A 23,191-nucleotide genomic window follows, 5' to 3' on the forward strand; every position below is an offset into this window, starting at 1 on the left:
CCCGGGATAGGGATACCCGTCGAATCAGCGCGATATTAATTCTTCTCGGAATCCATACGCGCCCATAGTGTGTCAACACTGTCGATACGCAGCCGCCGACCCGTGAGGATTCCTGAGCTTTTCATGACCACCCGTAATACGTTGGTGGCCGCTGCGGCGACTGATGCCAACACCCCCGTATCCACCCCGTCTTGGCGGGAGTGGATTCTCAACCGGCGCTGGGAGATCATTCGGTCTGTCTCGCCGTTCGTGGTGCTGCTCATCTGGCAAGCGGGGAGTGCCTGGAGTCTGATCGACCCGGACATCCTGCCCGCCCCATCGACGATCGCCCACGCGGGAATCGAGTTGATCGGCAACGGCCAGCTTGCCGAGGCGCTACGGGTCTCGGGAATCCGCGCCGCCGAAGGGCTGCTATTGGGCGGCCTGGTCGGAGTGGTGCTGGGGGCGGCGGTGGGCCTGTCGCGGCTTGTCGATGCCGTGGTGGACCCGACCATGCAGATGATCCGGGCCCTGCCTCACCTCGGACTCATCCCGCTGTTCATCCTGTGGTTCGGCATCGGCGAGTTGCCCAAGGTGCTGATGGTGGCTCTTGGAGCGGCCTTCCCGCTGTACCTCAACACCACCTCCGCTATCCGGCAGGTAGACCCCAAACTCTTCGAAACCGCACAAGTACTTGGGTTTTCGTTCTGGCAGCGCTTACGTGTCATAGTCGTCCCGAGCGCGACTCCGCAGGTGCTTGTCGGGCTACGGCAGTCCCTGGCACTGTCCTGGCTGACGCTCATCGTCGCCGAACAGATCAACGCCGACGCCGGGGTGGGCTTTCTCATCAACAATGCGCGCGATTTCCTGCGCATCGACGTCATCATCTTCGGGCTGGTGGTCTACGCGCTGCTGGGCATAGTCACGGATGCCATTGTGCGCGTGCTGGAACGGCGAGCACTGCGGTACCGATCATGAAAGGCAGATCATGACAGCGGTTTTCGAGGTCGCAGACTTGTCGCGGCAGTCCACCACACCGGCAGCAGAGTTGACGTCGGTCACCAAGCGGTATGGGCGTCATCGCGTTCTCGACGACGTCTCGCTGCGGGTCGACCGTGGCGAGATCGTCGCCCTGGTGGGTCGCAGCGGTTCGGGTAAGTCGACGGTGCTCAGGGTGTTGTCCGGGCTGGCCGGCGACCACGACGGCGAGCGTGAGGTGCTGGGCGCTCCCGCGGTGGCCTTCCAGGAGCCGCGACTGTTCCCGTGGCGCTCGGTGCGCGACAACGTGTTGTACGGACTCACCCGCACCAAGTTGTGCAAGACGGAAGCACTGTCCCGGGTGGACCGGGCTCTTGATGAGGTGGGGCTTGCCGACAAGGCGCACGCCTGGCCGCTGACGCTCTCGGGCGGGCAGGCGCAACGCGTGTCCCTGGCGCGTGCGCTTGTCGCGGAACCGCAGCTGCTGTTACTCGACGAGCCCTTCGGGGCACTCGACGCGTTGACGCGCCTCTCGATGCACCGACTGTTGTTGAACCTGTGGCGAGAGCATGAGTTCGGTGTGCTGTTGGTAACCCACGATGTGGACGAGGCGATATCGCTGGCCGACACCATCCTGGTGCTGGATGAGGGTCGGTTGGTGCACACATTGCGTATTCGCAACCCGCGTAAGCCGCAGGGCAAGCACGACACCGAAACCGAGAACTATCGAGGAGAGCTCCTTGCGCAGCTTGGTGTTTAAGTCAATCGTCAGCGCGACCGCGATCCTGCTGTCATTGACGGCCTGCACCTCCGGCCGCGACGATAAGGGGGATTCCGCGGTGCCCCAGCTCGTGCCACTCTCAGAGCTGTCGAATCTGACACTGCGCGTAGGCGATCAGAAGGGCGGCACCGAGTCGCTGTTGCGGGCGGCGGAGGAACTGGACAACGCACCGTACAAGGTCGAATTCTCCACCTTCACTTTTGGCCCACCGCAGATCGAGGCGCTGACCGCGGGCAAGATCGACTTCGCCGTCACCGGCAACACACCCCCGATCTTCGGGGCTGCGTCCAAGGCGAGAATCAAAGTGGTGTCCGGATATACGAATGACGCCTCCGGCGACCAGATCCTGGTCGCAGACACATCCCCAATCAAATCCGTGGCGGATCTGCGGGGTAAGAAGGTGGCTGTCGGGAAGGGGAGTTCGGCGAATGGCCATCTGTTACTTCAGCTGCAGAAGGCCAATCTCACCATCAAGGACATCCAGCCGGTGTTTCTGCAGCCCGCCGATGCGTTCACCGCACTGAGTCAGGGCCAGGCCGACGCCTGGGCGATCTGGGACCCTTACACGGCGCTGGCCGACAAGCAGCTGAAGGTTCGTACCCTGGCGACCGCTACCGGCGTCGCGAACGGATACGGGTTCGGTGTCGCCTCGCAGGTGGCGCTGCGGGATGCTCAACGCAATACCGCACTGTCTGACCTGGTGCAGCGCATCGCGCGTGCCAGCGCATGGGCCCAAGCCCATCCGCAGGAGTGGTATGGAAAGTATGCCGCCGCAATCGGAATCGACCCTGCGGCAGCAGAGCTGGCGCAGTCACGCAGCCTGCGGCAACCGATACCACTCACCGGTGAGGTGACGGCCTCGGAGCAGACGCTGGCCGACCTGTTCGCGCAGTCGGGCCAGATTCAGGGCAAGCCCACGTTCTCTGATTTCGTCGATAACCGGTACAACGATGCACTCAAGCAGTACTTCACCACGTCCCAATAACCCACAAGGAGAGCAATTCCCGTGGCCGCCAAGTTCTTCTGGTTCCTGCCCACCAATGGCGACAGTCGTTCCATTGTGGGCGCCTCGCACGCGTCATCGCATCACACCATCCCGGTGGGTTACCGCGAACCGAGCCTGCGCTATCTCGGCGAGATAGCGCGCGCTGCAGACCGTTTGGGCTTCGAGGGTGTGCTGACGCCCACCGGCACCTGGTGCGAGGATGCGTGGCTGACGGCTTCGGCACTTCTGGAGCAGACCGAACGTCTGAAGTTCCTGGTCGCCTTCCGGCCCGGGCTGGTGCCGCCGACACTTGCCGCACAGCAGGCCGCCACCTTCCAGCGGTTCTCCGAGGGACGCCTGCTGTTGAACGTCGTCAGCGGCGGCGACGACACCGAGCAGCGCCGTTTCGGCGATTGGCTCACTCATGACGAGCGTTATGAACGGACCGGAGAGTTCTTGCAGATCGTCCGGGACATCTGGAAGGGTGATCCCGTCGACTATTCGGGCAAGCATTACACCGTGACCGATGCGCGGGTATCCGAGCCGCCAACACCCTTGCCGCAGTTATATTTCGGAGGCTCGTCTCCGGCGGCGTTGCCCATCGCGGCCGATCATGTGGACGTGTATCTGACGTGGGGCGAGCCGCCCGCCGCAGCCGCGGCGAAGATCGAGACGGTGCGTGCCTTGGCGAAGGAACGCGGGCGTACCCTCCGATTCGGCATCCGGTTGCACACGATCACGCGGGATACCTCCGAGGCGGCGTGGGCGGTCGCCGATTCGCTCGTGGCGGAGTTGACCCCGGAGCAGGTGGCGACGGCCACCGCGTTGCATTCGAAGTCCGAATCCGAGGGACAGCGGCGCATGACGGCGCTGCACGGCGGTCGGCTCGACAAGTTGGAGATCTACCCGAACCTGTGGGCCGGTGTCGGGTTGGTGCGCGGCGGTGCGGGTACGGCGCTGGTGGGCAGTCATGAAGAGGTCGCGAATCTGATCTCCGAGTACCACGCGCTCGGGTTCGACGAGTTCATCTTGTCCGGACACCCGCACCTTGAGGAGGCTTACTGGTTCGCCGAGGGTGTGCTCCCTCTGCTCAAGAAGCGGGGAGCGCTGGCGGCCTAGGTCAGATTCGCACTTTCGTTATCGAGATCGTTGCGCCGCAACCCCATTGGTGTCGACGCCGGTAGGTCGCCGCCCGCGATGACCTGCCGGGTGATGGGGGTGAGTGTGTGAAAGAGGGCCTCCACCTCGGTATCGCTGAGAATGTCGAATACCGGCAGCGATACCCGGTCGGTCCGGTTCTCGATATCGGTCTTGAGCGCGTGTCCCTCTGACGTCAGCCGGCCGTCGTTGTCGAGTAGACCGCGCCGAGTCAAGCCCTCTTCGAGTGTGGTCCATTCTGACTCGTCGTAGTCGCGGCTGCGCATGATGTCGGCTTTGGTGGCACGGCCCGCCGCGACATGAAACACGTTCGATTCACGGCCATCGATGCCCGCCGCGACCAGGGCCGCTACGTGGGCATCGCCACGCTGTTCGCGTAGCAGGGTGGCGGCATGCCACAGCGTCGCCAGGGGCTCGTCGGGCCAGGGCACGGCGGTGAGCGCGGCGTAGAGGGGGCGCCCCGCGGGTGAGGCGGTGCGGGCCGCCCTGCCCAGCAGTTCCGCTGCGGTGCACAGACTTTCGCCATCGGTGAGGCCATAGCGCCGTAACGCCGCGACAGCACCGGCCTGACGGGCGGACAGTGCCTGCTGTGGACTGACGTTTTCCCAGGCGCCTTCGAGTGACTTGGCGACTCGGAAGGAGGCGAAGTTGTAGAACATGGCCTCGACGAGTCGGGGGCCCACGATGCCCAGGGGCGCCGAACGGGTGGCGAAGTATCCGCGCCAGAATCCGCGGTATCCCAGCTCGTCGGCCGCTGCGCGCGCCTCGGGCGCGAAGTAGGTGATGCCGTGGATGGGTTCAAACCGGTCGTAGAAGCGACGGGCGAGATCGATGGGCCGTGCCATGGCACCAGTGAATCACGCGGTACCGCGACATCAATGGGAAACGTGTGTGGCCTTCCTTGCGGCTTTCCTTCTCGCCATATACATTTCGGCGTCCGCCTGCACCAGCAACCTGGTGACGGTCTTGGACAGCGATTCGCCGGAATGGGTGACCAGATCCGCCAGATCCGCGTGGACGCCTCCCACGCTGGCCGTTACCTCTGGAAAATCATTCGGCAACGGGGCGAGTGCCTGTTCGATGAGGCGCGGATATCCGAGGTGTAGTGGCGGATGCAGGATGGAGACCAACGCGAATTCATCTCCGCCCAGTCGGGCCAGCAGCGTATCGAGGCCGGCGATCTGCTGCAGTCGCCGTGCGGTGCGTTTGAGCACCTCATCGCCTACGTGATGACCGTGGGTGTCGTTGACAGACTTGAAGTTGTTGATATCGATCGTGGCGACCACGATCACCCTGTCCCCGGTGACGTTGGGCCAGCTGTTGCACGCCATTTCCAGGCCGTGCCGATTGAGCAGGCCGGTCAGATGGTCGTGGTGGACCACGTGTTCCCAGCTGGCGAGGTAGCGGGTGATCTGCTCTCGGGTCACATGGACCACCCACGCCGCGATCACATGCGCCAGCGTGATGGTGACCAGGAGGATGGTCACGATGGGTATTGCCAGGTCAGCGAGGAGAACGGAGCCGATGACGGCGAGCAGGGTCCCGCAGGCGGTTACCGCGGTCTGGATGAGCAGTACCGAACGGCCGTGGATGACACATGCATAGGCGTTGACGGCGACGAGCCACGCCAACTTGACGAAGGCAATTCCGGAGCTCGTCGCCACACATACGCCCACCGTGATCGCGATATCGCAATAGATGAGCCAAGCCAACGACTCGGCATAGGTAATAGGTTTGCGCCGCGCATACCGAATGCCCCATCCCAGGGTGGGTAATGCGATGACGACGCACAACGCAGGAATGGTCGAGAAGCCTTCGAACGCCAAGGTCATCGCGGCGGCGCCGATGGCGGCGGTACAAATCGCTGTCAGGATGGAAAGCGCGCGGCGCAGACCGAATTGCTCGAGCACCTCGACATTTGTCTCAAATGTCTGTTTGTCCGTGAGCGGCGCGGGGCGATGATGCATGACACGCGTTTTGCTTATGGCACCACGCCCTTTCGTTTCCGCAGCGTTGGGTTCAGTGAACCATGGTCTGAGTCCGGTGCGCTTGTCGGTGCGGGCTCGTAGGGTGGTGCCATGGGATTGAGTTTGGAAGAACGACAGGCATTTCTGGCCGAGCCCCATGTGGCGGCAATCTCGGTGAGTGCCGGCGCGGACCGCGCCCCGCTTACCGTGCCGATCTGGTACTTCTACACCGCAGGTGGCGATCTCTGGGTTCCGACGGGCAAGGGTTCGCGTAAGCATCAGCTGATCGAGCTGGCAGGTCGGCTCACGCTCATGGTCGACCGCGAACAGCCGACGGTGCGGTATGTGAGCGTGGAGGGGCCGGTGACCAAGATCGTGCCGCTCGAGCACGACCAGCATCGACAGGTGGCTGCGCGGTACATCCCGGAGGAATTGCTCGATGGGTACCTCACGTACTCGGAGGGGTACGGCGAGCAGATTGCGGTCTACGTCTCTCCGGAGCATTGGCTCTCCGCGGACCTCGGCGGCCCGGAGAACTGGGGTTAGCGTTCCCCGGTGACTACCGAGGCAGCGGGAACTGTTCGGTTCCCGGGTCGCCTGCAGGTATGACGGGAAGTGTCAGCGCGGACGGGTGCGCCGCATCGTGCAGGATTGTCTGTGTGGCGGTGCGCAGCTCGCGGTTCCGCCCGAACACCGCACCCGTATTCGGGTTGGGCGCGTACTGCGGGAAGTCGCTGCTGGAAATTTCCAGCCGGATGCGCTCGCCGGCACGGAACTGGTAGCTCACCGGCCATATGTCGATGCGGTACCTGTGCGGTTGGTCGGCAGGGATGGGTCGATGCTCGGATATCGATTGCGCCAGCGAGGCGCGGACAATTCCGTTGTTGAGGTTAACGGCGGCGCCATCGGATTGCACGACAACGAGTTTCGCGGTGAAGTCGGTATCCGGTGCCGAGGAGGAAGCCCACAAATCGACTGCGATCGGCCCGGTGACTTCGGTGTCGGCGGTGAACGGCTCGCTGGTGTACGTCAGCACGTCGGGGCGCTCTTCGACGGTGGTCTGGTCGTATTGGCCTTCCGGGGCAGAATCCGCGGCACAGCACGAGTGCCCGCCCGCGCTGGGCACCGGGTTGGCCGGGTCGTAGCGGTAGGTGTCGGGTGGATCTCCAGGTGTGGCCGAGTTACTCAGTGTTCCATTGTGTTTCGCACCGGGACCGCCGAGGTGATATACGGTCCATTCGGTTTGTGGCAGCGGCCAGGCGGGGGAGCTCTTCCATCGATTGGCGCCCATCAGGTAGTAGTCGACGCGGGGCGAGTCGGCGGAGACGCCGTTGTCGGCTCCCTTGAGGAAGTGGTCGAACCACGCCAATTGCAGCTCGTTCACGGGGCTACTGGCGCCGGCCCCCAGGCCTTTCAGCAGTGGCGACGGACTCGATGTTTCGCGGCCCCAGGCGAGGTGATCCCACGGGCCGATGACGATGCGCTGATGCCGGCGTGCCTCCGCCGACCCTCCGCGAGAGGACATGCCGGCGAAGTTCTCCAGGCCTCCGCGCAGGAACGCGTCGTACCAGCCTTCGAAATGCAGGACGGGCACCTTCACGTTCTCATACCGATCCCGAATGCTCCACCGCTTCCAGTAGTCGTCGCGGGTCGAATGGCGGATCCACTCGAAGTACCAGGGGGCGACGTGTGGATTGCCGGGCTGCATCGGTGGAAGATCCTGGTACGGAAGAAAATTGAGCCAGCGTTCCGGCTCCTTGGCGGCGGCTTCGAGCTCTCGCGCGGCCGCGTCGTCGCCGCGATTTTTCGCCGCGGTGGTGGCGATTGTCTCGATCGCCCACGGCAACACGAAGCCGAGCCGGAACGCGCCACCTTCGTAGGTCCAGCCGTCGTAGTAGTCGGATGCGGTGTTGGACGGAACGATGGTGGTCAGGTGCGGGGGAGTTGTGGTGGCGGCGAGCCATTGCGTCGCACCGACGTAGGACGACCCGTACATTCCGACCTTGCCGCTGGAGCCGGGTAATCCGGCCGCCCATTCGACGGTGTCGTATCCGTCGTTACCGTCATTGCCGAATTCGGTGAATATCCCATCCGATGCGCCCTGCCCCCGAACGTCTTGCACCACCACGAGGTAGCAGTGGGAGGCGAACCAGTCGGGAGTCTGGAACCGCGACGGCTTGATCTGTGCGCTGCCTTTGCCGTACTGGGTGCGCATCAGGATGACCGGAACGGGGTCCTTGAGCTTGGGACGGTAGATATCGGCACGCAGTACGGTGCCGTCGCGCATGGTGGCCGGTACATCGACTTTCTTGGCCACCGCGCAGGGGCCTCGTCCACCGGCAGGTGGCCAGGAGGCAGAGCCGGGGCTCTGGTGGCCGCAGCCTGTGAGGACGAGACTCAGCGTGGCGGCGAGCATTCCCAGACGTCTGGCCGAACCTGCGATCACCCCGAAAGGGTACCGAGGTCGGCTCGATCTCTCTGGCATCCGCCAACGACGAAAGCGGGCTAGCGCACCCTGGGAGTGCGCTAGCCCTCGTGCTCAGACCAGTGCCGGCGTTTCGTTCTGCTGCGTGAGGCTGTCGAGGAACTCTTCGGTGACCGGGGTTCCGGCTCCGCCGAAGGAGTTGGGCGACAGCGGGTCCATCGCCTGCAGAACCGGCAGGTGATCACCCCAGCACAGCGTCAGCCCTGCCCATGGCGCGCGTGACTCCGGCTTCTCTTCTGTGCGCAAGGCGCACACCACGGTCAGCAGCGGAGCATCGGTGGTGCCGGTGAGCTCAAGGACCGTCCAGCGCTCCGGCAGTGGGGCACTCGAGATGCTTCCGAGAGTGTTCGGCAGATCGTCGTTCACTGTGGCGCGGTAGGCGGCCAGGTATCCGTGATCGTCGGCGACGGCGCGGGAGCCCTCCTTGACTTCCTCCGGCAGTGGTGTGGCGGGGTTCTCTGTGGCATTGACCTGCCACCCCAGTTCGCGCAGGTGATCGGAGAGTCGGCGGCCCACGATATCGGCGGTCTCGCGCAAAGGGATTCGAGAAGAGCGTGCCTGCAGCGCCGCGAGGTTGTCGGCTGCGCTCAGGGTCAGGCTCACCCAGGTCTTGTTCTCGGTGCCTGCAATGTCGGCGGTGGTGACCCTGATTGATGAGCAACGTACGCCGTAGCGATCCAGGTACCCGGATAGGAGCCCGACCGGTATCTCGTCATCCGATGTGGGCGCCGTGAGCTCGAGTGCGACTGTGGTGCGTGCGTCGACACCCGCCGCGACAATCTGAGCGGTGTTCGCGGAGGACCGGCCGGAGATTCTGCGGGTCAGCAGCTTCGTGAATCGTCCGAGAATGTCGGTGAGGAAGGTGCCACGCCACCACACCAGCAGCACCAATGCCAGCACCCCGGCGGTGATGGCGATCCAGCGGTCGGCGGGGTCCCGACGGTAGAGCGCGAACGCACCTGCCGCGACCAGCGTCGCCACCAGGGTCAGCCGCAGCGTGCACGGCACCGGGGGTCGATATAGCTTCACGTTCTTACTCACTCGTGCTCTCCTGTCTGCGACGTGCACTGAGCCCGGCGACGACCATCACCGCGATCAGACATACACCGGCGCCCAGGAAGGCGAGCTGCCGGGGAAGGGGATTTTCCGGGGTGGGTGGGGGTGGGGGAACGACGGCACGGGCGCTGGGGCCTGCGGGTGCAGTTCCGTCCGCGGGGACGTCCCAGGTGAGCGCGGCCACCGGATCGACGGTTCCGGCTCCCACAAGGTTGGAGGGCGACCGGCCCGCGTCACGCGCGGTTCGTTGCAGCCGCGAGACGACCTGGCTTGCGGTGAGTTCCGGGAATCGGCTGCGCACCAGCGCCGCGACACCCGAGACGTAGGCCGTCGCATAACTGGTCCCGAAGAGGGGGTGCGCCTTGCCGTCCTGGCCGACCATTCCGTTGGCCAATCCGCCGTCCGCATCGTTGGACAACGACGTCACGTTCTCGCCATTTGCCGCGATGCCCACCCAGGGGCCGGGCATCGTGAACTTCGATGGTGTGCCGTCGGCGGACACCGACCCGACGGACAGCACATACGGCTGCCACCACGAGGGAACGGAAACAGATTCCACCCCAGTCCAATTCCTCGGATCGGCACCCGAACCACTGAGTGGATTCGGTTGGCAGTTGGCGCCACCACCGCTGGTGTTACCGGCTGCTGCGATGACGACGGCGTCTTTCTCCTCGACGGCGTAACGCAATGCCGCGCCGAGTGCGGCCTGGTCGATGGGCTTGGCGGCCGGAACGCAGACAACCGAGGAAATGTTGATGACGCGCGCCCCGAGGTTCGCGGCATGCACGATCGACCGAGCCAGTGTGCTGACAAAGTGGGTGGCGCCGTTCGTGGTGGGATCACCCCCGGTGATTCGCGGAGAGAACTTGGAGGACTCCTGGCGAATCGAGATCAGCTTGGATGCGGGTGCGATGCCCGAGAATCCATCCGGGCCGGGCTGGCCGCCGATGATTCCCGCGACCATGGTTCCGTGCCCGTCGCAGTCGGTGAGCCCGTTGGTCGACTGAACGTAGTCGCCACCGCCTTCGACATGCAGTCGCGCGCTTGGCTGCACGCCGGTGTCGATGATGGCGATGCTCTGGCCCTCACCGCGAGAGAAGCGCCACGCCTCCTCGAACTCCGGGGACGGTTTTCCGCTTGTGCCCGTGCCCGGCATCAGCACGGTGGTGGTGCACGCGGCGGACTGCATGCCGGCGGTTGCGCTGGGGGACGAATCTCGAGGCAGCGCGGCGGGATCCGCCTCCGGGGGTGTCACCGCGTATGCGGCCGGTGCTGTCATGGGAGACAGCACCAGCAGCATCGCGGCGACGGCGCCCACAGACATGAAACGGATCATCGGTTGAGAATCCAGCTGAACAGTCCGGTGAGGTATGCGATGACCGGCAGCAGCGAGGCATCGATGCCCGAGGCGAGGAATCCCAGGAGACGCCGGCTGGGCAGCGAGTAGCTTTCTGCCTCACCGATTTTCGGGTTGAACACCACAACAGTGAGCGCGGCGACCAAGAACGCCAGCACCCCGAGCGCAGCCAGTGCGCCGGTGTAACGGCCCGCAAAGGCGAAGATCACCAGTAGTGCGGAGGTCACCACGAAAGGCACCGCCAGCAGCCACGCCTTGCATACCGCCGAATCCCAGACGCGTGCGCGCAGTGCCGCTCCGGCGCTCACCGCGACCACCAGGTACCAGGTCCACGGGCTTGTCTGCGCCGAACCGCCTACCAGGGCCAGCGACCCCAGGATGGCCAGAAGTGAAGCGCCCGCGATGAATCCGCTCTGATGTGAGTCACTCAGCTGAACGCGTCGCGGAAGGTCCTTGAGTACCGACATCGCCGGAGCGGAGGGCGTCGGGTCACCGGGTGCGGGAATGGTGGGTAGGGGGAAACGGGCGGCGAAGGCCGACAGCTGCGCGGCACGCACGGTGACCAGCAGGCCCACCACGATCAGACCGCAGCCCACCGCGAGTAGCGACGGGTGCCAAAGGATTTGGGCGCCAGCGGCACCGGCGATACCGATGGACAGCACCGTGGTGGCGGTGAAGAAGGCGATCTGTTGGCGCGCCACGATCAGGTAGATCAGCGACCATGCGGCGACCCCGGCGGCCCCCAGGAGTGCGCGCGGCGCCAGGGCATCACCGGGGATGGCAAGGGCGAGTGCGCCCGCAATGGGAGCCAGGGCGGTGATCGCCAGCTCCGCGCCCAGGCGAGGCGACCGGATATGTGCCACCAACGACCCGATCGCGGTGGCGACCGCCACCACTGCCAGGCCGGCGAGGCTCAACGTGGACCCGGTGCGAACGTTGTGAACGATCGCCAGAACCGTTGCCGCCACAATCAATCCGAGGACACCCACGCGGGTGACACGAGCAATGTGCTCGGCACCCCACGGGCGCTTGCGCGATTCGGAGAAGATGACGGCCGCATCCGCGATGTCTTCGACGATGCCAGGTGCGGCGGGGCCCACGGGAGTCGGCCGCAGCGTCAGCAGGTCACCGTCGACAACTCCCACGGTGTCCAGGGTCGCGTCGGCGCTGAACGGCGCGCCGTTCACCGGGGCCAGGCTCAGCTGCTGAGGGGTGGCCTCGGTGGCGTCAGGGGCGACCAACCGATGAACTGCGGGAATGATGTCGCGCATCGGCAGCTGGGTCGGCAAGGCGACCTCGGTCAGCTTTTCTTCACCGAGCACGGCTACCCGGACGATGGGCATCACGGCGTTGTCAGACATGGTGTTTCGTTTGACTCTCTCGATAGGGGGGTGGAGCACACTAGGGAACTAATAGAGGGAAAGCATCAGTCGAAGTCTCGGGTCAATCGCGCATCCGGGAACCAGTGCCCATCCGGGAGCGTGGCCATCAATTGCTCGACGGCCACCGCGATCGCGAATGGCGTTCCGGGTGCGAAGGTCGACAGCCAGGTGCCGTCGCCCGCGCGGTGTGGGCTGACGAGGATGCGTCCAGCGCTGGTGTCGACCACGCTGATACCCACCTCGGAAGTCTGCTGAGCTGCGTTATCACGTTGTCCGGCAACCACTTCAACATAGTTGCGGTTTCCGATGAATGCTGATTCCACCACGGCCTGTGCGGTGGGTGGGACGCCCAGGTATCCCATGACATCGGCCAGCGAGGCGCCGGAACGCAGCTGCTCGTCGGCCTTTGCGCCCACCTGGGTGGGCAGCGTGAATTCGGGGAACCGTGCGGGTGCGCGCCAGCGCAGTCCGGCGACCACACTGGGGACAAGCGCCGACGGGTCGTCGGCGTCGACCGCCGTGAAGGTGATCAGGTGCGCATTGCGCAGTGACACCACGGTCTGCGCGCGACCCTGCGATTGTTTGTGCGCGATGATGCCGCGCATCACGTCCGGATTCTCCGAGCCTGCCGCGACATAACGCAGTTCTAACCAACGGTCGGGACGGCACACAGTGCGGATCCATCCCGCCACGGCAGAATCCACCGCACCGTCGGCGCTGAGCACACCGGCGCGGGTGAGCTCCTGGACGCGCTGAGCATTGAAGCCGGCGCGCTGTGCCTCATCCCGGAAGGGGACCGTGATCGCCAGCACCCAGGGAAAGGTGCCGGCGCTCAAGGTGTCTGCGAGGAACCAGGCCTGGTCGACCGTCAGCTCGACGGCGTCCGGCGACCGGGTGGCCTGGTTCATCGCACGATCAGGTGCTGGAGCACCAAGGGCGTTTATGCGCCCCATTTGGCTCCTTCTGCCATGTCGCGGGCGTTCATGGACAGGGTGTTGGTCTCGTGGGTAGAGCCCATGGCGCGGTAGGCGCGGATGAGTTCTTCCATGGCGGTGTTCCACTGGGCCTGCCAGGCGGCTTGGCTCATCGAGGTATCACCGTGCCAGGCCGCCTGCAGAGAGGCCTGTTGGGCGGCCAGGTCGGCTCCCAGGGCGGTCAGCACACCGGAGTAGGTGTTCATCTCACCGGCGTGGGCCAGCATCGCGGGGTAGTTGAAAGTAATCTGCGACATCTGCTGTGTTCCCTTCCTTGTACGTGTGTGGGTTAGACGCCGATGTAGCGGCTGGCGGCGGCGGCATCCTCGGCCACATAGGTGGCGGCGGCATCACCGAGGTTGATCTGCGCGATATCGAGCAGGGCGTTGACCTTCGCGGCGACCTCCACGAACCGGGCGTGCGCGGCCTGGAAGGCCACCGAGGACTCCCCGACATGGAACGCCTGCGCCGACAACGCGGCCTGCTCGGCCTGTGAAATCGTCGAACGCATCAAAGCGGTCTTGGCACCAAACGTGCCCTCCGCAGCCACCAGGGCCGGAATGTGCGCATCAAGCAAACTCATATTCATCTCCTCAATCGTGTTGTGTTGCATGTGATTCAAATGGTCGGCGAAGTGGGGCGGCCGGTCAGCTGCTGGACCCCCCTTCGGCGGGTCCGTCAGATTCGGCTCCCCAGGTGTTGGGGAGCATGGGCATGGTGCGCGTGCCGTCCATGCTCTCTGAGGCGCTCTCGCGCTCGATCAGACCGGCCGCGCCGGCGCTCGAGGTACTCCTGGACACCGTCCCGGAAAAGCCGAGCCGACCAGTGCCGCGAGAAGATGCCCCCACGCCTGCGGGCTGACGTGCTGCCTGTTCCGAAAAGTCCGGGTCCACTGTGGAATTCATGTCCATGAACTGCGGGGCCGGATCCTTGATCCGCGCGCCACGCTTGCGGCGCGCGCGTGAACGCGCCGACGCGGCCGCGGCGGCTGCAGCGGAAATCCCTGCCGCCGGCGCCTTGGCACCTGCACCCTCATTCAATGTCGGCCCAAACCGCGCAGCCGGCGGATCTTCCTGCACCGCGTACACCATGTATGCGGGAGTCACCGCCGCGACGGCAGGCGACGCCGGTGCCGCAGGGGCGGACGGTGCACCTGAACCGCTGGTAATTGCCGTGCCGCCGCTCCCGGGCATTCCACCCATCGCAAACGGCTGCTGCTGAGGTGAGTTGCGTACGACCTGAGCTGGTTGCGGTGCGGGCTCCTCTGCGGGTGCGTCGGCGTCGACCGGAACCGGGTTGATCAACTGCGCCAGTCCGACCAGGAGCAGGGGGAGCCACAGCGGAGCCGACAGCATGACGCCCCAGAACGTGAATCCGAAGGGGATGAAGAACGCTTCGTACGCGATGAAGAACAACAGCGGACCCCACGCCACGAGGGCTTCGAGCGGGTTGCGTAGGAAGTCTTGCAAGATCCTCTGCAAGGTGCCGAGCGGGTCGGTGAAGAACTCCTGAATCTGCCGCATCAGCTTCTCGAAGAAGCTCTCGCTGTCGTCGAGGGCGGTGCCGGATTCGAGGGCCTGCGGTTGCGCAGCCATCGAGGTCATGTCGGCGGACATCCGCGACATTTCCCCACCCGGAGCCATGATCATCGGCGAGGGCTCTGCCGGTGCCGTAGCAGCCAGCGCGGTGGACGAGACACCTTGGTAGACGCCCATGGTGGTGGCGGCCTGGACCCACATCCGGATGTAGTCGGCCTCGTTGAGCGCGATCGGAATGGTGTTGATACCAAGGAAATTGGTGGCCAGCAGCACGCCGTGGATCATGTGATTGGCCGCCAGCTCGGCCAGCGTCGGCATCGCCGCCAGCGCCGTCGTGTAACCGGCGGCGGCCGTCTCCTGCAACACCGCATTGGTGGCGCTGAGCGCGCTCTGCTGAGTCAGCCAGGCCAGATACGGCGCGTGGCCGGCAACATACTGGGTGGCGCTGGGCCCCTGCCAAGGCCCGGCGTTGGCAGCAGCGAGCAGCTGCGTCAACTCCGTTGCGGCAGTGGTGTATTGCACCGAGAGTGCTTGCCATTGCGCGGCTGCCGCCAACAGTGCTCCCGTCCCGGGTCCAGCGCTCAGTAGCGCCGAGTGGACCTCGGGCGGGAAAGCCATCCAGATGGGGGCGGACACGGAATCTAGCCCCGCGCGATCATGTACGTCGCCGCGGCCTGCATATCACCGGTGGTGTAGCTGGCCGCGGTCTCCGAAACACCCAGCCCGGCCCGGCCCAACTCCTCGACAGCCAACGTGGCCACACCGGTGTGTTCCACACCGCGAGCACTAAAACCCGCCGCGGTCTCCAACGAGACCGGATCGGCCGCCGGCGGCACCACCGCACCGATCACCGGTGCGGCAGCAGCATGTGCGGCAGCCAGACGCGCGGTCAGCGCCTCCACCGCGGCACTGGTGGCAAGCAGACCTTCCGGAATGACATTCAGATTCATCGTGGGTACTCCCTTCCTTGAGCAGCATGCTCACTGACGAATGGATTGACGGTCTGTACATATGTCGGAACATCGTTATCTGACAACAGGACGCCGCGGCCCGCAGGCAGACGCTCGAAGCGATGTCCACGGATACGGCCGCCGTCTTGCGGACTACCGCTGAACATCAGGGTGTTGGCCTGCAGTTCGTGGAAGCGGCGCAGCATGGGGTTGGTCATCAGTATGTGACCGGAACCGGTGGCGCGCGCGGTGATGATCACCCGCAGACCGAGCTCGCGAGCCTCGGCGAGCAGGCCCGTGATCGGGTTCCAGGGACGCTGCCCGATGTAGGGACCGCTGACGGCGGGCGCATCGGGGATCTGGTCGACATCGTCGATGATGAGGTAGTGCCGCTGAGCGGTCACGCCGCGTGACACCCAGTTGTGCAGTTCCTCGGGGGACAGTCCGGCGGGTGGCCGACGCTTCTCCAGAAGTGCACCGAGGCCCATCATCGCCGGGGTGATCCGGTCGATGTTGGGGGTGTACTCGTTGTCGGGGAACAGCGGCTCATCGACAAGATGTAGACGCCGGTCCAGGACAGTGAATGCCACCTCGTTCGGTGCCGAATGCTCCCGGACCGTACGGATGATGTGCCGCAACAGGGTCGTCTTGCCCGACCCGGTATCGCCCAACACCATCAGAAGCGGATTGTGGGCGAGGTCGAGAGCCACCGGTGCCAGATCCTGCTCGCGCTGTCCGATGACCACCTGCTCGCGTCCCGGGTACAGCGGACCGATCGCGTCCGGTGCCAGGTCTGCCGGCAGTAGGCGGACGGCAGGAGCCTTGGCGCCGGGGTAGTTGGCGTTGACCGATTCCACGTCCTTGGCGTCGGACGCCGCGAACAGGAAGTGCTCTGCCTGCATGGTCAGGCCGCGCCCCGGCTGATCGTGCGGGACGCTCTCGGCGGGGCGGCGCAGCGCACCGGGTACCCGCACGTTGCTGTCTGCCGAATCATGCAGCTTGAGTTCCAGACGTAGCCCGAGAGCATCGCGCATCGCGAGCGGCACCTCGATCCAGTTCGGCGTCGTGATCACGACGTGGATGCCGTATGACAGCCCCGCGTTGGCCAGCTCGGTAAGGCGGGCCAGCAAGGGATTCCGGGTGTTGAACTGATCGGTGTTGTCGCGGCTGAACGCATAGAGGTTGTCCACGATCAGGAACGTTTCGCCGTATCCGTCGTCCAGTGTGGGATCGCTGTCGCGCAGCGTGCGCAGCTGACTCACCGAGGCGATGCCGCGGTCGCGGAACAGACGCTGGCGATAGGCCAGAAGCTGCTCCAGCTCACCGAAGGTGCGCCGGATGCGTTCGGGTTCCAGGGCGCTGGCGACGCTACCGACATGCGCCAGACCTTCGAGGGCGTGCAATTGTCCGCCGCCGTAGTCGATGCAGTAGTACGTGACATCGCGGGGGGAGTGCGACGCGGCTGCCGACAGCATGAACGTCTGCAGGGCAGTCGATTTCCCGGACTTCGGGCCGCCGTGAATGATCACGTTTCCGGCCGCTGATGTCGCGTCGAAGATCAGCAGATCGCGACGCATCTGGAACGGCTTGTCGATCTCGCCGAGCGGCCAGCGCAGCTGGCGTGCCGGTATGCCGGTCTGGCTCAACACGCTTGCCAACGGGATCGCGGTATCCAGCGGTGGCAGCCACAGCTCCGGTGCACGCGGACCCACCTTGGCGAGCTGGCCGCCGACGGTGGAGATCAGCTTGCGCGCCGGTTGTTGCGGCTGGTCGGATCCACCCTTGACGATCACCGTGGTCGGATCGGTGGCCACCGGCAGCGCCGTGAACGGCTTGGGCTGCGGGGTCGCGTGGATCTCGATGGTCGTGGTCCTGGACGGCGGCTCGTAGACACCGTCCACATAGGTGCTGCGGAACTTGATGGGCACCGCGCCGGGGGCGGGCACCAGGAAACCAACGCCCTTGTGGTCCTTGCCCGATTCGATGTGGTACGCGTCCTCGGTTCCGATGATCTGCCGAGACGCGCTGGGGCTGGCCACCTTCAGACCAATGCGGTACGAGGTGTTCTTGTCGATGTCCTTGATCTTGCCGACGTCGAGGGTCTGTGACGCGAACAGGATGTGGATCCGGAACGAGCGTCCCTTACGCGCGACGTAGTCGAACAGTTCGGCGTACTCCGGATGATCCTGGAGCATCAGGGTGAATTCGTCGGCCACCACGAACAGCGTGGGGATGGGCGGCAGGTCGTGACCGGCCGCGATCGCTTCCTCGTACTCGCGGACCGAGTTGAAGGCACTGCCCTGCACGTCGCGACCGGCCTGCTTGAGCAGGTTCTCGCGCCGGGCAACCTCGCCCCGCAACGTGTCGGCGAAACGATCTGCCAGAGAGCGCTTCTCGGCCATGTTCGAGATCACGGCGACAACCTGGGGGAAGTCGCGGAAGATGTCGGCTCCCGCTTCACCTTTGAAGTCCGCGTAGATCACGATGAGTCGGTCGGCCGAATGTGTTGTCAGGAGTGACAACAGAATCGACATCAGGCTCTGGGACTTACCGGAGCCGGTCATGCCGATCATCAGTCCGTGCGGCCCCATGCCGCCCTCGGCCTCGTCCTTGAGGTCGAACATCAGCGGCTCACCGGAGGCGGTCACGCCGATGGGCACGCGAAGCTCCTCGTCACGCGTACGCGGCGACCATAGGGCAGGCACATCCAGCTGGGACGCGTCTTCGATACCGAGCAGCGATGTAAAGGTCGCACCACCGGTGGCGGCCGATCGCAGGCCTGGATGCGTTGGATTGGAATCCCAACGGGAGAGCCGTCGGGACACATGCGATGCGGTTCCGATCGTCAGCTGATCGGCCTCATCGATGTACGGCTGCCAATCATTGCCATTCCACCGGGTGATTCGTGCGCTCACCCCGTTCCGGTTGACCTGCAGCACAGGCCTTTCCGGGTTGAGGTACTCCGGAAGCTTGATGGCGTCGTCGCTTCCGTCCACCCGTTGAATGACGGTGACGCCGTCCAGTCCCGCCGCCGGGATCGGCGAATTCACGCCATTCAGATCGTAGGTCGGGTCGTCGAGGACGATCAGCAGATGCTTGTGGGCGCCGGATTCGGCCCCGAACAGGGCACGCTCGGACAGCACCGGCTTCAGCGCCTCGAACAGCTCAGCACTTGTGCGACGCAGGTAGCGTGCCGGACCGACGCCGTCGACCTCACCGCTGATGTCCACGTGGGGAAGCCATTTGAGCCACGACCAGTCGCTGTCCTCAACACCGGGACCGGCCATCGCCACGGTCAGCAGCGTCGGATCGTGGAACGTGGCTGCCTGGGTCACCCAGGATCGGATCGAGGCGCGGACGATGTCGTCATCTCCGAGCACCGTGATGCGCGAAACCTTGTTCAGGTCGATGCCCAGCGGTGCGCTGCGCACCGTGCGTTGGGTGTCCAGCAGTCCGCGTAACGCACTGTGGCTCACCGGCTCCAGATCGATCTCGTCGGCGATGTCCTTGACGCGCACCGGACTGGCCAGGGGGAGGTCGTGACGTCCGGCGCGTACCACCAGGTAGTCGTCATCGCCGGGGTCGCGCTCCCACTGGCGGCGGGTGCCGGGAACAGTGGTGAGCTCTTCGGGATCCGGGTGCGACCATTCCAGCGCCTTGCGCTGCTGCGTGGCGTGGGTGCGCAGATTATCGCGAATCACCGACAGGTAGCGCAGGTAGTCGGCACGCTCGGCGTCGACCTCCTCGGTGCGTACCTTGTCACCGCCTCCGCGGTACAGCGCGGTGGCGGCCAGCAGGAGCACGAACGGGAAGAACAGCGTCTGCGGGGAGATGAGTCGGATCCCCGAGGCGACCAGCGCGACCACCATGCCGACGATCAGGATCACGATCACAACCGGCATGGCGCGTCGCAGGAACGATGGTGGAATCACCCGAGGCAGTTGCGGTGGTGCCTCCACGGTCACCGTGGCATCGGGTATCGCGGGGGGCGCTACACGCCGATGGGCTTCGAAAATGAGACGGCTCAACGGGACTCCTGTGCCTGAGCAGATGGGTTGTCGGTCTGGATGCGCGTGGCCGGCCGATCGCTCGGGGCCAGGCTGTCGTGCGCGAGCAGGGCATCGGCACGTGAGAGCGATGGCCCGGAGGCGAACAGATCCAGAATCGACGAGGGGATGGTGAGTGCGGGCTTGTGCAGGCCGAGTGCCTCGAGGGTCTTGTCACCCTCGGCTTCGGTATCGATGCAGTACCGCACACCGGTATCGGATATCCACTGGTACCCGCCGGCGCCGCCCGGCTGCACCAGGTATCCGATGCCGGGAGCGATGGCGACCCGTGTCGGGGTTGCCGCGGAGGAGATCAGCTGCACGGTGTGCGCCGAGTCGGAAAGGGGCAGAACCGAACCGGCAAGCAGTGACCACGAATCCGAGGAGGCGTCGGCCGTCCTGGTGAAGCGTGAGCACAGCACGGGATCCTCGGTGGCAGCCAGCGGCTTGACGGCGGCGCTGGGGAACACCCTGGTGTCGATCGCCGAAGACGTCGGCAGGTGTGCCGTCTGATCGGCGGTCAGCCGCGGTGGCTGTTCCAGACCGTATGAGTTCGCGTTGCGCAGTACCGATGCGATCACCGGTGAAACCTGTTGCACACCATCGGCTAGCACTGCGTAGTACACCGGAGTGTTATCGGTGGAGGAGCTCACCAGCACCGAGCCGATGGGCGCCGCGACCGGCAACGCGTAGGCGGTAGGCGTCCCGGCTCCTTGGATAGGCGGAACTACGAGCGCCGGAGCCTCGGGAATCGCGTTGAGTAGACGAGTAGTCACGGGGCGCACGGCAGGCGGTGCGGTGAGGCCCAGTGCGCTCGTGACGGCGACGTCACCGAGGTTGAGCGCGCTGCGCTTCCCGTCCCACAGCAGCCAGGTGCCCGCGTCGGAGGACACCACCGCAGCACGGTCGCGGGGGAGGTCGAAGGCCTTGTCCCCACTGGTGTCCAAGGCTCCGGCGATCACGGTTACCGCGCGGTTTTCGCTGGACTCGCACACCGCCCATGCGGCATCGGTGCTCTTGGCCTGCACCATGCGCTCCGGTGCGCCCGGAATGCCGATCAGGTTTCCGCGCGGAAACTGGTCGAGCTGAGTGCTTTTGACCATCGTCGGGTCGACGGCCTTGCCTGCGATGAGACGGGCCGAGGTGAGGTTGAGCACCGGGTGCAGGTTGTCACCCACCCGGACATAGAGCGCCGCGGTCGACCGGTCGGCCAGCACCGGATCGGTGCCGGCGATACCGGAGGGGCGCAGCAGGCTGAAGACGAAGCACCCGACAATTCCGGTGACGACGATGACGGCGCCCATGCTGAATGCGCGGGATTGGGTACGCAGCGGATCAACGAGCATCCGAGCGTCGTGCAACGCGACACCAGAGGCTATGCGCCGCATGACAAATCGCCATCCGGTGACTTGATGCCCGGTGACGAACCCGCGACGGTACTTCAGTGGTTCGGGGTTCTCACTGGCCGGAGTGCGTGATGCGAAGGCCCGGCGCTCGGAGTTCGCGTTGTTGTCTCGGTTATCGCTCATTTCTGGACCGACGTCCCGGGAGCCGACAGTCCGAGGCCGGCGACGATGGCCTCCACCGATGCCTGAACGTCCTCGACGGTGACGGTCATGAGGTCGTCGTCGCTGAATTCTTCGGCGCCTGAGTTGTCAAGGCGGTGTTCACGTTCCTCCTCGGAGCGTTCCACGACGTTACGGACGAATCGACCGTTACCGGCGACGTCGATGCTGCGGCGTGCGATGCCGCGGGTATCTGGAGCCTCTGCCGCACACATCGCGGAGAAGGCGGTGAGCAGCTCGGCAGCGGCGCCCTCGTCGAACTTGCTGTCGCGCACAGATGCCATCGCCGATGCGATTTCGACGAGCTCCGGCGGTGCGTACGAGGGGAATTCGATGGACCGCGTGAAACGGGAGCGCAGACCCTCGTTGGTGTCGAGGAACTGGTCCAGCTCGGCGCGGTATCCGGCGACGATCACGACCAGACGGTCGCGGTCGTTTTCCATCCGGGCCAGCAGGGTGTCGATGGCAACGAGACCGAAGTCATTCTTGGCGCCGGTGGACACCAACGCGTATGCCTCATCGAGGAACAGCACGCCGTCGAGCGCGCTGTCGATGACGGCGTTGGTCTTGGCTTCGGTCTCACCGATGTGCTGACCGATGAGGTCGGCACGGTGTACCTCGCGAACGTTCTCGCGCTTGAGAAGCCCCAAGCCGCAATAGATCTTGGCGACCACACGGGCGATGGTGGTCTTACCGGTGCCGGGGGGGCCCGCGAACACCAGGTGGTGGGTGCGGTGGCCGACGGCAAGTCCGCGGTCCTGGCGCCGTAGTGCCATCGCCACAGAACTCTTGAGTCGCGAGACCTGGTCCTTCACCTGCTCCAGGCCGATGAATTCGCTGAGCTGTTGCTCGGCCTCTGCCAGCAGGATCGCCTTGCGCTCGTGAGCCTCAGGATCGATGAAATCCTCTTCGGTGGGCTCGGTTTCAGGATCCCACGGATCGGTACGGGCAGCGATACGCGCGGCTGTCGTGGTGTGCAGACCCACGCTCGGATCGGTGAGCGCATGCTCAATCTCGGTGTTCTCCGGATTGGCCGCGTACAGATCCTGGAGCACCTCGGTCGCGGTCTCTTCGTCGCCGTGGTGGCGCAGGTTGAGCGCCTTGGCCAGTGCGCCGTCGGTGGCTGCCACTTCGATGGGACCGCTGGGGTCTTCGAGGTAGGAGAGGGCGGGATTGACCATGCCGAGCTTGGCGAGCGCAATACCCAGGGTGATCCGTACGGCGTGGGACGTGGTGGGGTCCAACGACGCGTCGGTGACAACCGGGGTCAGCAGCGTGACGACATCGGACCAACGTTCGGCCCGGTTCTGCATGGCGACAGCTGCCCAGCGGGCGTTGAACCACCCGGGGCGTCGCTCGGTGACAGCGGCTATCAGCTCGGCGGCCTTGACGTAATCACCCTTGTCCACGAGGGCCGCCGCGTAGGCGAGGTGATAGTCGTTGGGTCCGCTGGCACGGAACTCTAGGTAGAGCCCGGAGTCGTAGAGGAAGGTGAGGTCGCCCGGGTGCAGGTTCACCGCATGCTGAAGATGCCCAGCGGTCGCCGCAGTCTCGGAAATCGCTTCCAGGACGTCGATGGTGGCGCCCCCGGAGGCTGCCAGACCGACCCAGACATCACAGTGGTCTTGAGCGGTTCGGCACAGCGAAGTGAAGCCGTAACGCGCCGCTGGCAAATCTGCGGGACGTCGCCTGTCATTGACGGAGAGACCAAGAGCCCGGCAACAGGTTGCGAAGCGGCTCTCTAGTTCGGGATCTATGCGGGCTGACGGATTCACCGCCGGCGCCGCACGGTCCAGCTGGCCAACTCGTTCACGAATATCCACTTACAGCCCTTCACCCGATCGACACGCTCGCTGACTGGAGTAGTCGGGCCGCGAACGTGAATAGTTCCTCGCCTGTATGTCTGGAGCAGCTGGCAAACTTGAAGCACATCGCCCACCCTCGGCACCGCCGCCCCATTTTTGGTAGCGGTGATCACTTCGGTGTTCTG

19 protein-coding genes are annotated in these 23,191 nt (G+C 65.1%); 5 read left to right on the top strand and 14 right to left on the bottom strand.

Annotated elements, in window-relative coordinates; translation table 11 throughout:
* The first annotated feature begins 123 nt into the window (after positions 1-123).
* The 4 genes from MSTE_RS10610 to MSTE_RS10625 are packed head-to-tail and all read left to right on the top strand — an operon-like array spanning position 124 to position 3,842.
* Positions 124-957: an ABC transporter permease gene (locus MSTE_RS10610; protein WP_096505734.1), complete on the top strand. Its 834-nt coding sequence runs from the start codon at positions 124-126 to the stop codon at positions 955-957.
* A 10-nt stretch (positions 958-967) separates the two neighbouring features.
* A complete protein-coding gene (locus MSTE_RS10615) occupies positions 968-1,717 on the top strand; it encodes an ABC transporter ATP-binding protein (RefSeq protein ID WP_096501039.1) in 750 nt (249 codons plus the stop codon).
* Positions 1,698-2,723: an ABC transporter substrate-binding protein gene (locus MSTE_RS10620; RefSeq protein WP_096501041.1), complete on the top strand. Its 1,026-nt coding sequence runs from the start codon at positions 1,698-1,700 to the stop codon at positions 2,721-2,723. The genes MSTE_RS10615 and MSTE_RS10620 overlap by 20 nt, the downstream gene beginning before the upstream one ends.
* Positions 2,724-2,744: 21 nt before the next feature.
* Positions 2,745-3,842: an LLM class flavin-dependent oxidoreductase gene (locus tag MSTE_RS10625; protein ID WP_096501043.1), complete on the top strand. Its 1,098-nt coding sequence runs from the start codon at positions 2,745-2,747 to the stop codon at positions 3,840-3,842.
* Here the strand turns inward: MSTE_RS10625 and MSTE_RS10630 are convergent.
* Together MSTE_RS10630 and MSTE_RS10635 are read right to left on the bottom strand one after the other, a co-directional pair.
* The gene (locus MSTE_RS10630; protein ID WP_096501045.1) at positions 3,839-4,726 is read right to left on the bottom strand and encodes an SCO6745 family protein; all 888 of its coding nucleotides are present in this window, start codon (positions 4,724-4,726) and stop codon (positions 3,839-3,841) included. The genes MSTE_RS10625 and MSTE_RS10630 overlap by 4 nt on opposite strands.
* 30 nt (positions 4,727-4,756) lie before the next feature.
* A complete protein-coding gene (locus MSTE_RS10635; protein ID WP_157997676.1) occupies positions 4,757-5,848 on the bottom strand; it encodes a GGDEF domain-containing protein in 1,092 nt (363 codons plus the stop codon).
* Between the two features lie 111 nt (positions 5,849-5,959).
* On the opposite strand from MSTE_RS10635, the gene MSTE_RS24955 reads away from it, so the two are divergent.
* Positions 5,960-6,394: a pyridoxamine 5'-phosphate oxidase family protein gene (locus MSTE_RS24955; RefSeq protein WP_157997677.1), complete on the top strand. Its 435-nt coding sequence runs from the start codon at positions 5,960-5,962 to the stop codon at positions 6,392-6,394.
* A 13-nt stretch (positions 6,395-6,407) separates the two neighbouring features.
* Here the strand turns inward: MSTE_RS24955 and MSTE_RS10640 are convergent, their stop codons facing one another.
* The 12 genes from MSTE_RS10640 to eccA form a co-directional block, all read right to left on the bottom strand.
* On the bottom strand, positions 6,408-8,264 hold the full coding sequence (locus MSTE_RS10640) for a CocE/NonD family hydrolase (protein WP_096505736.1): 1,857 nt from the start codon (positions 8,262-8,264) through the stop codon (positions 6,408-6,410).
* Between the two features lie 123 nt (positions 8,265-8,387).
* Complete coding sequence (gene eccE, locus MSTE_RS10645) at positions 8,388-9,341, bottom strand: type VII secretion protein EccE (RefSeq protein WP_096501049.1); 954 nt, start codon at positions 9,339-9,341, stop codon at positions 8,388-8,390.
* Between the two features lie 25 nt (positions 9,342-9,366).
* Positions 9,367-10,713, bottom strand: a complete 1,347-nt coding sequence (gene mycP, locus MSTE_RS10650) for a type VII secretion-associated serine protease mycosin (RefSeq protein ID WP_408645886.1) — start codon at positions 10,711-10,713, stop codon at positions 9,367-9,369.
* 8 nt (positions 10,714-10,721) lie between these two features.
* Positions 10,722-12,107 carry a type VII secretion integral membrane protein EccD gene (gene eccD, locus MSTE_RS10655; protein WP_096501053.1) on the bottom strand — a complete coding sequence of 462 codons (1,386 nt, stop codon included), beginning with the start codon at positions 12,105-12,107 and terminating at the stop codon, positions 10,722-10,724.
* Between the two features lie 65 nt (positions 12,108-12,172).
* Positions 12,173-13,036, bottom strand: a complete 864-nt coding sequence (locus MSTE_RS10660; protein WP_096501055.1) for an ESX secretion-associated protein EspG — start codon at positions 13,034-13,036, stop codon at positions 12,173-12,175.
* A gap of 32 nt (positions 13,037-13,068) precedes the next feature.
* Positions 13,069-13,359 carry a WXG100 family type VII secretion target gene (locus MSTE_RS10665; protein WP_005062633.1) on the bottom strand — a complete coding sequence of 97 codons (291 nt, stop codon included), beginning with the start codon at positions 13,357-13,359 and terminating at the stop codon, positions 13,069-13,071.
* Between the two features lie 32 nt (positions 13,360-13,391).
* The gene (locus tag MSTE_RS10670) at positions 13,392-13,685 is read right to left on the bottom strand and encodes a type VII secretion protein EsxS (protein WP_096505738.1); all 294 of its coding nucleotides are present in this window, start codon (positions 13,683-13,685) and stop codon (positions 13,392-13,394) included.
* A 64-nt stretch (positions 13,686-13,749) separates the two neighbouring features.
* Positions 13,750-15,276 (bottom strand): PPE domain-containing protein, encoded by a 1,527-nt coding sequence (locus tag MSTE_RS10675; protein WP_096501057.1) that lies wholly within the window; start codon positions 15,274-15,276, stop codon positions 13,750-13,752.
* 5 nt (positions 15,277-15,281) lie between these two features.
* The gene (locus MSTE_RS10680) at positions 15,282-15,590 is read right to left on the bottom strand and encodes a PE family protein (protein ID WP_096501059.1); all 309 of its coding nucleotides are present in this window, start codon (positions 15,588-15,590) and stop codon (positions 15,282-15,284) included.
* A complete protein-coding gene (gene eccCa, locus MSTE_RS10685; protein ID WP_096501061.1) occupies positions 15,587-19,618 on the bottom strand; it encodes a type VII secretion protein EccCa in 4,032 nt (1,343 codons plus the stop codon). Before eccCa ends, MSTE_RS10680 begins: the two co-directional genes overlap by 4 nt.
* Positions 19,615-21,165: a type VII secretion protein EccB gene (eccB, locus tag MSTE_RS10690; protein WP_096501063.1), complete on the bottom strand. Its 1,551-nt coding sequence runs from the start codon at positions 21,163-21,165 to the stop codon at positions 19,615-19,617. The genes eccCa and eccB overlap by 4 nt, the downstream gene beginning before the upstream one ends.
* Positions 21,162-23,024, bottom strand: coding sequence for a type VII secretion AAA-ATPase EccA (gene eccA, locus MSTE_RS10695; protein WP_096501064.1), 1,863 nt, complete (start codon positions 23,022-23,024; stop codon positions 21,162-21,164). The genes eccB and eccA overlap by 4 nt, the downstream gene beginning before the upstream one ends.
* Between the last annotated feature and the right edge of the window lie 167 nt (positions 23,025-23,191).

The organism is [Mycobacterium] stephanolepidis, from assembly GCF_002356335.1.
Classification (GTDB): Bacteria; Actinomycetota; Actinomycetes; order Mycobacteriales; family Mycobacteriaceae; genus Mycobacterium; species Mycobacterium stephanolepidis.

Coding starts and splice junctions, on each gene's coding strand:
- MSTE_RS10680 (WP_096501059.1), bottom strand. CDS start 15,590: ATGAATCTGAATGTCATTCCGGAAGGTCTGCTTGCCACCAGTGCCGCG.
- eccB (WP_096501063.1), bottom strand. CDS start 21,165: ATGAGCGATAACCGAGACAACAACGCGAACTCCGAGCGCCGGGCCTTC.
- eccD (WP_096501053.1), bottom strand. CDS start 12,107: ATGTCTGACAACGCCGTGATGCCCATCGTCCGGGTAGCCGTGCTCGGT.
- MSTE_RS10640 (WP_096505736.1), bottom strand. CDS start 8,264: ATGCTCGCCGCCACGCTGAGTCTCGTCCTCACAGGCTGCGGCCACCAG.
- MSTE_RS10670 (WP_096505738.1), bottom strand. CDS start 13,685: ATGAGTTTGCTTGATGCGCACATTCCGGCCCTGGTGGCTGCGGAGGGC.
- mycP (WP_408645886.1), bottom strand. CDS start 10,713: ATGTCTGTGGGCGCCGTCGCCGCGATGCTGCTGGTGCTGTCTCCCATG.
- MSTE_RS10630 (WP_096501045.1), bottom strand. CDS start 4,726: ATGGCACGGCCCATCGATCTCGCCCGTCGCTTCTACGACCGGTTTGAA.
- MSTE_RS10660 (WP_096501055.1), bottom strand. CDS start 13,036: ATGAACCAGGCCACCCGGTCGCCGGACGCCGTCGAGCTGACGGTCGAC.
- MSTE_RS10635 (WP_157997676.1), bottom strand. CDS start 5,848: ATGCATCATCGCCCCGCGCCGCTCACGGACAAACAGACATTTGAGACA.
- MSTE_RS10665 (WP_005062633.1), bottom strand. CDS start 13,359: ATGTCGCAGATTACTTTCAACTACCCCGCGATGCTGGCCCACGCCGGT.
- MSTE_RS10615 (WP_096501039.1), top strand. CDS start 968: ATGACAGCGGTTTTCGAGGTCGCAGACTTGTCGCGGCAGTCCACCACA.
- MSTE_RS10610 (WP_096505734.1), top strand. CDS start 124: ATGACCACCCGTAATACGTTGGTGGCCGCTGCGGCGACTGATGCCAAC.
- MSTE_RS24955 (WP_157997677.1), top strand. CDS start 5,960: ATGGGATTGAGTTTGGAAGAACGACAGGCATTTCTGGCCGAGCCCCAT.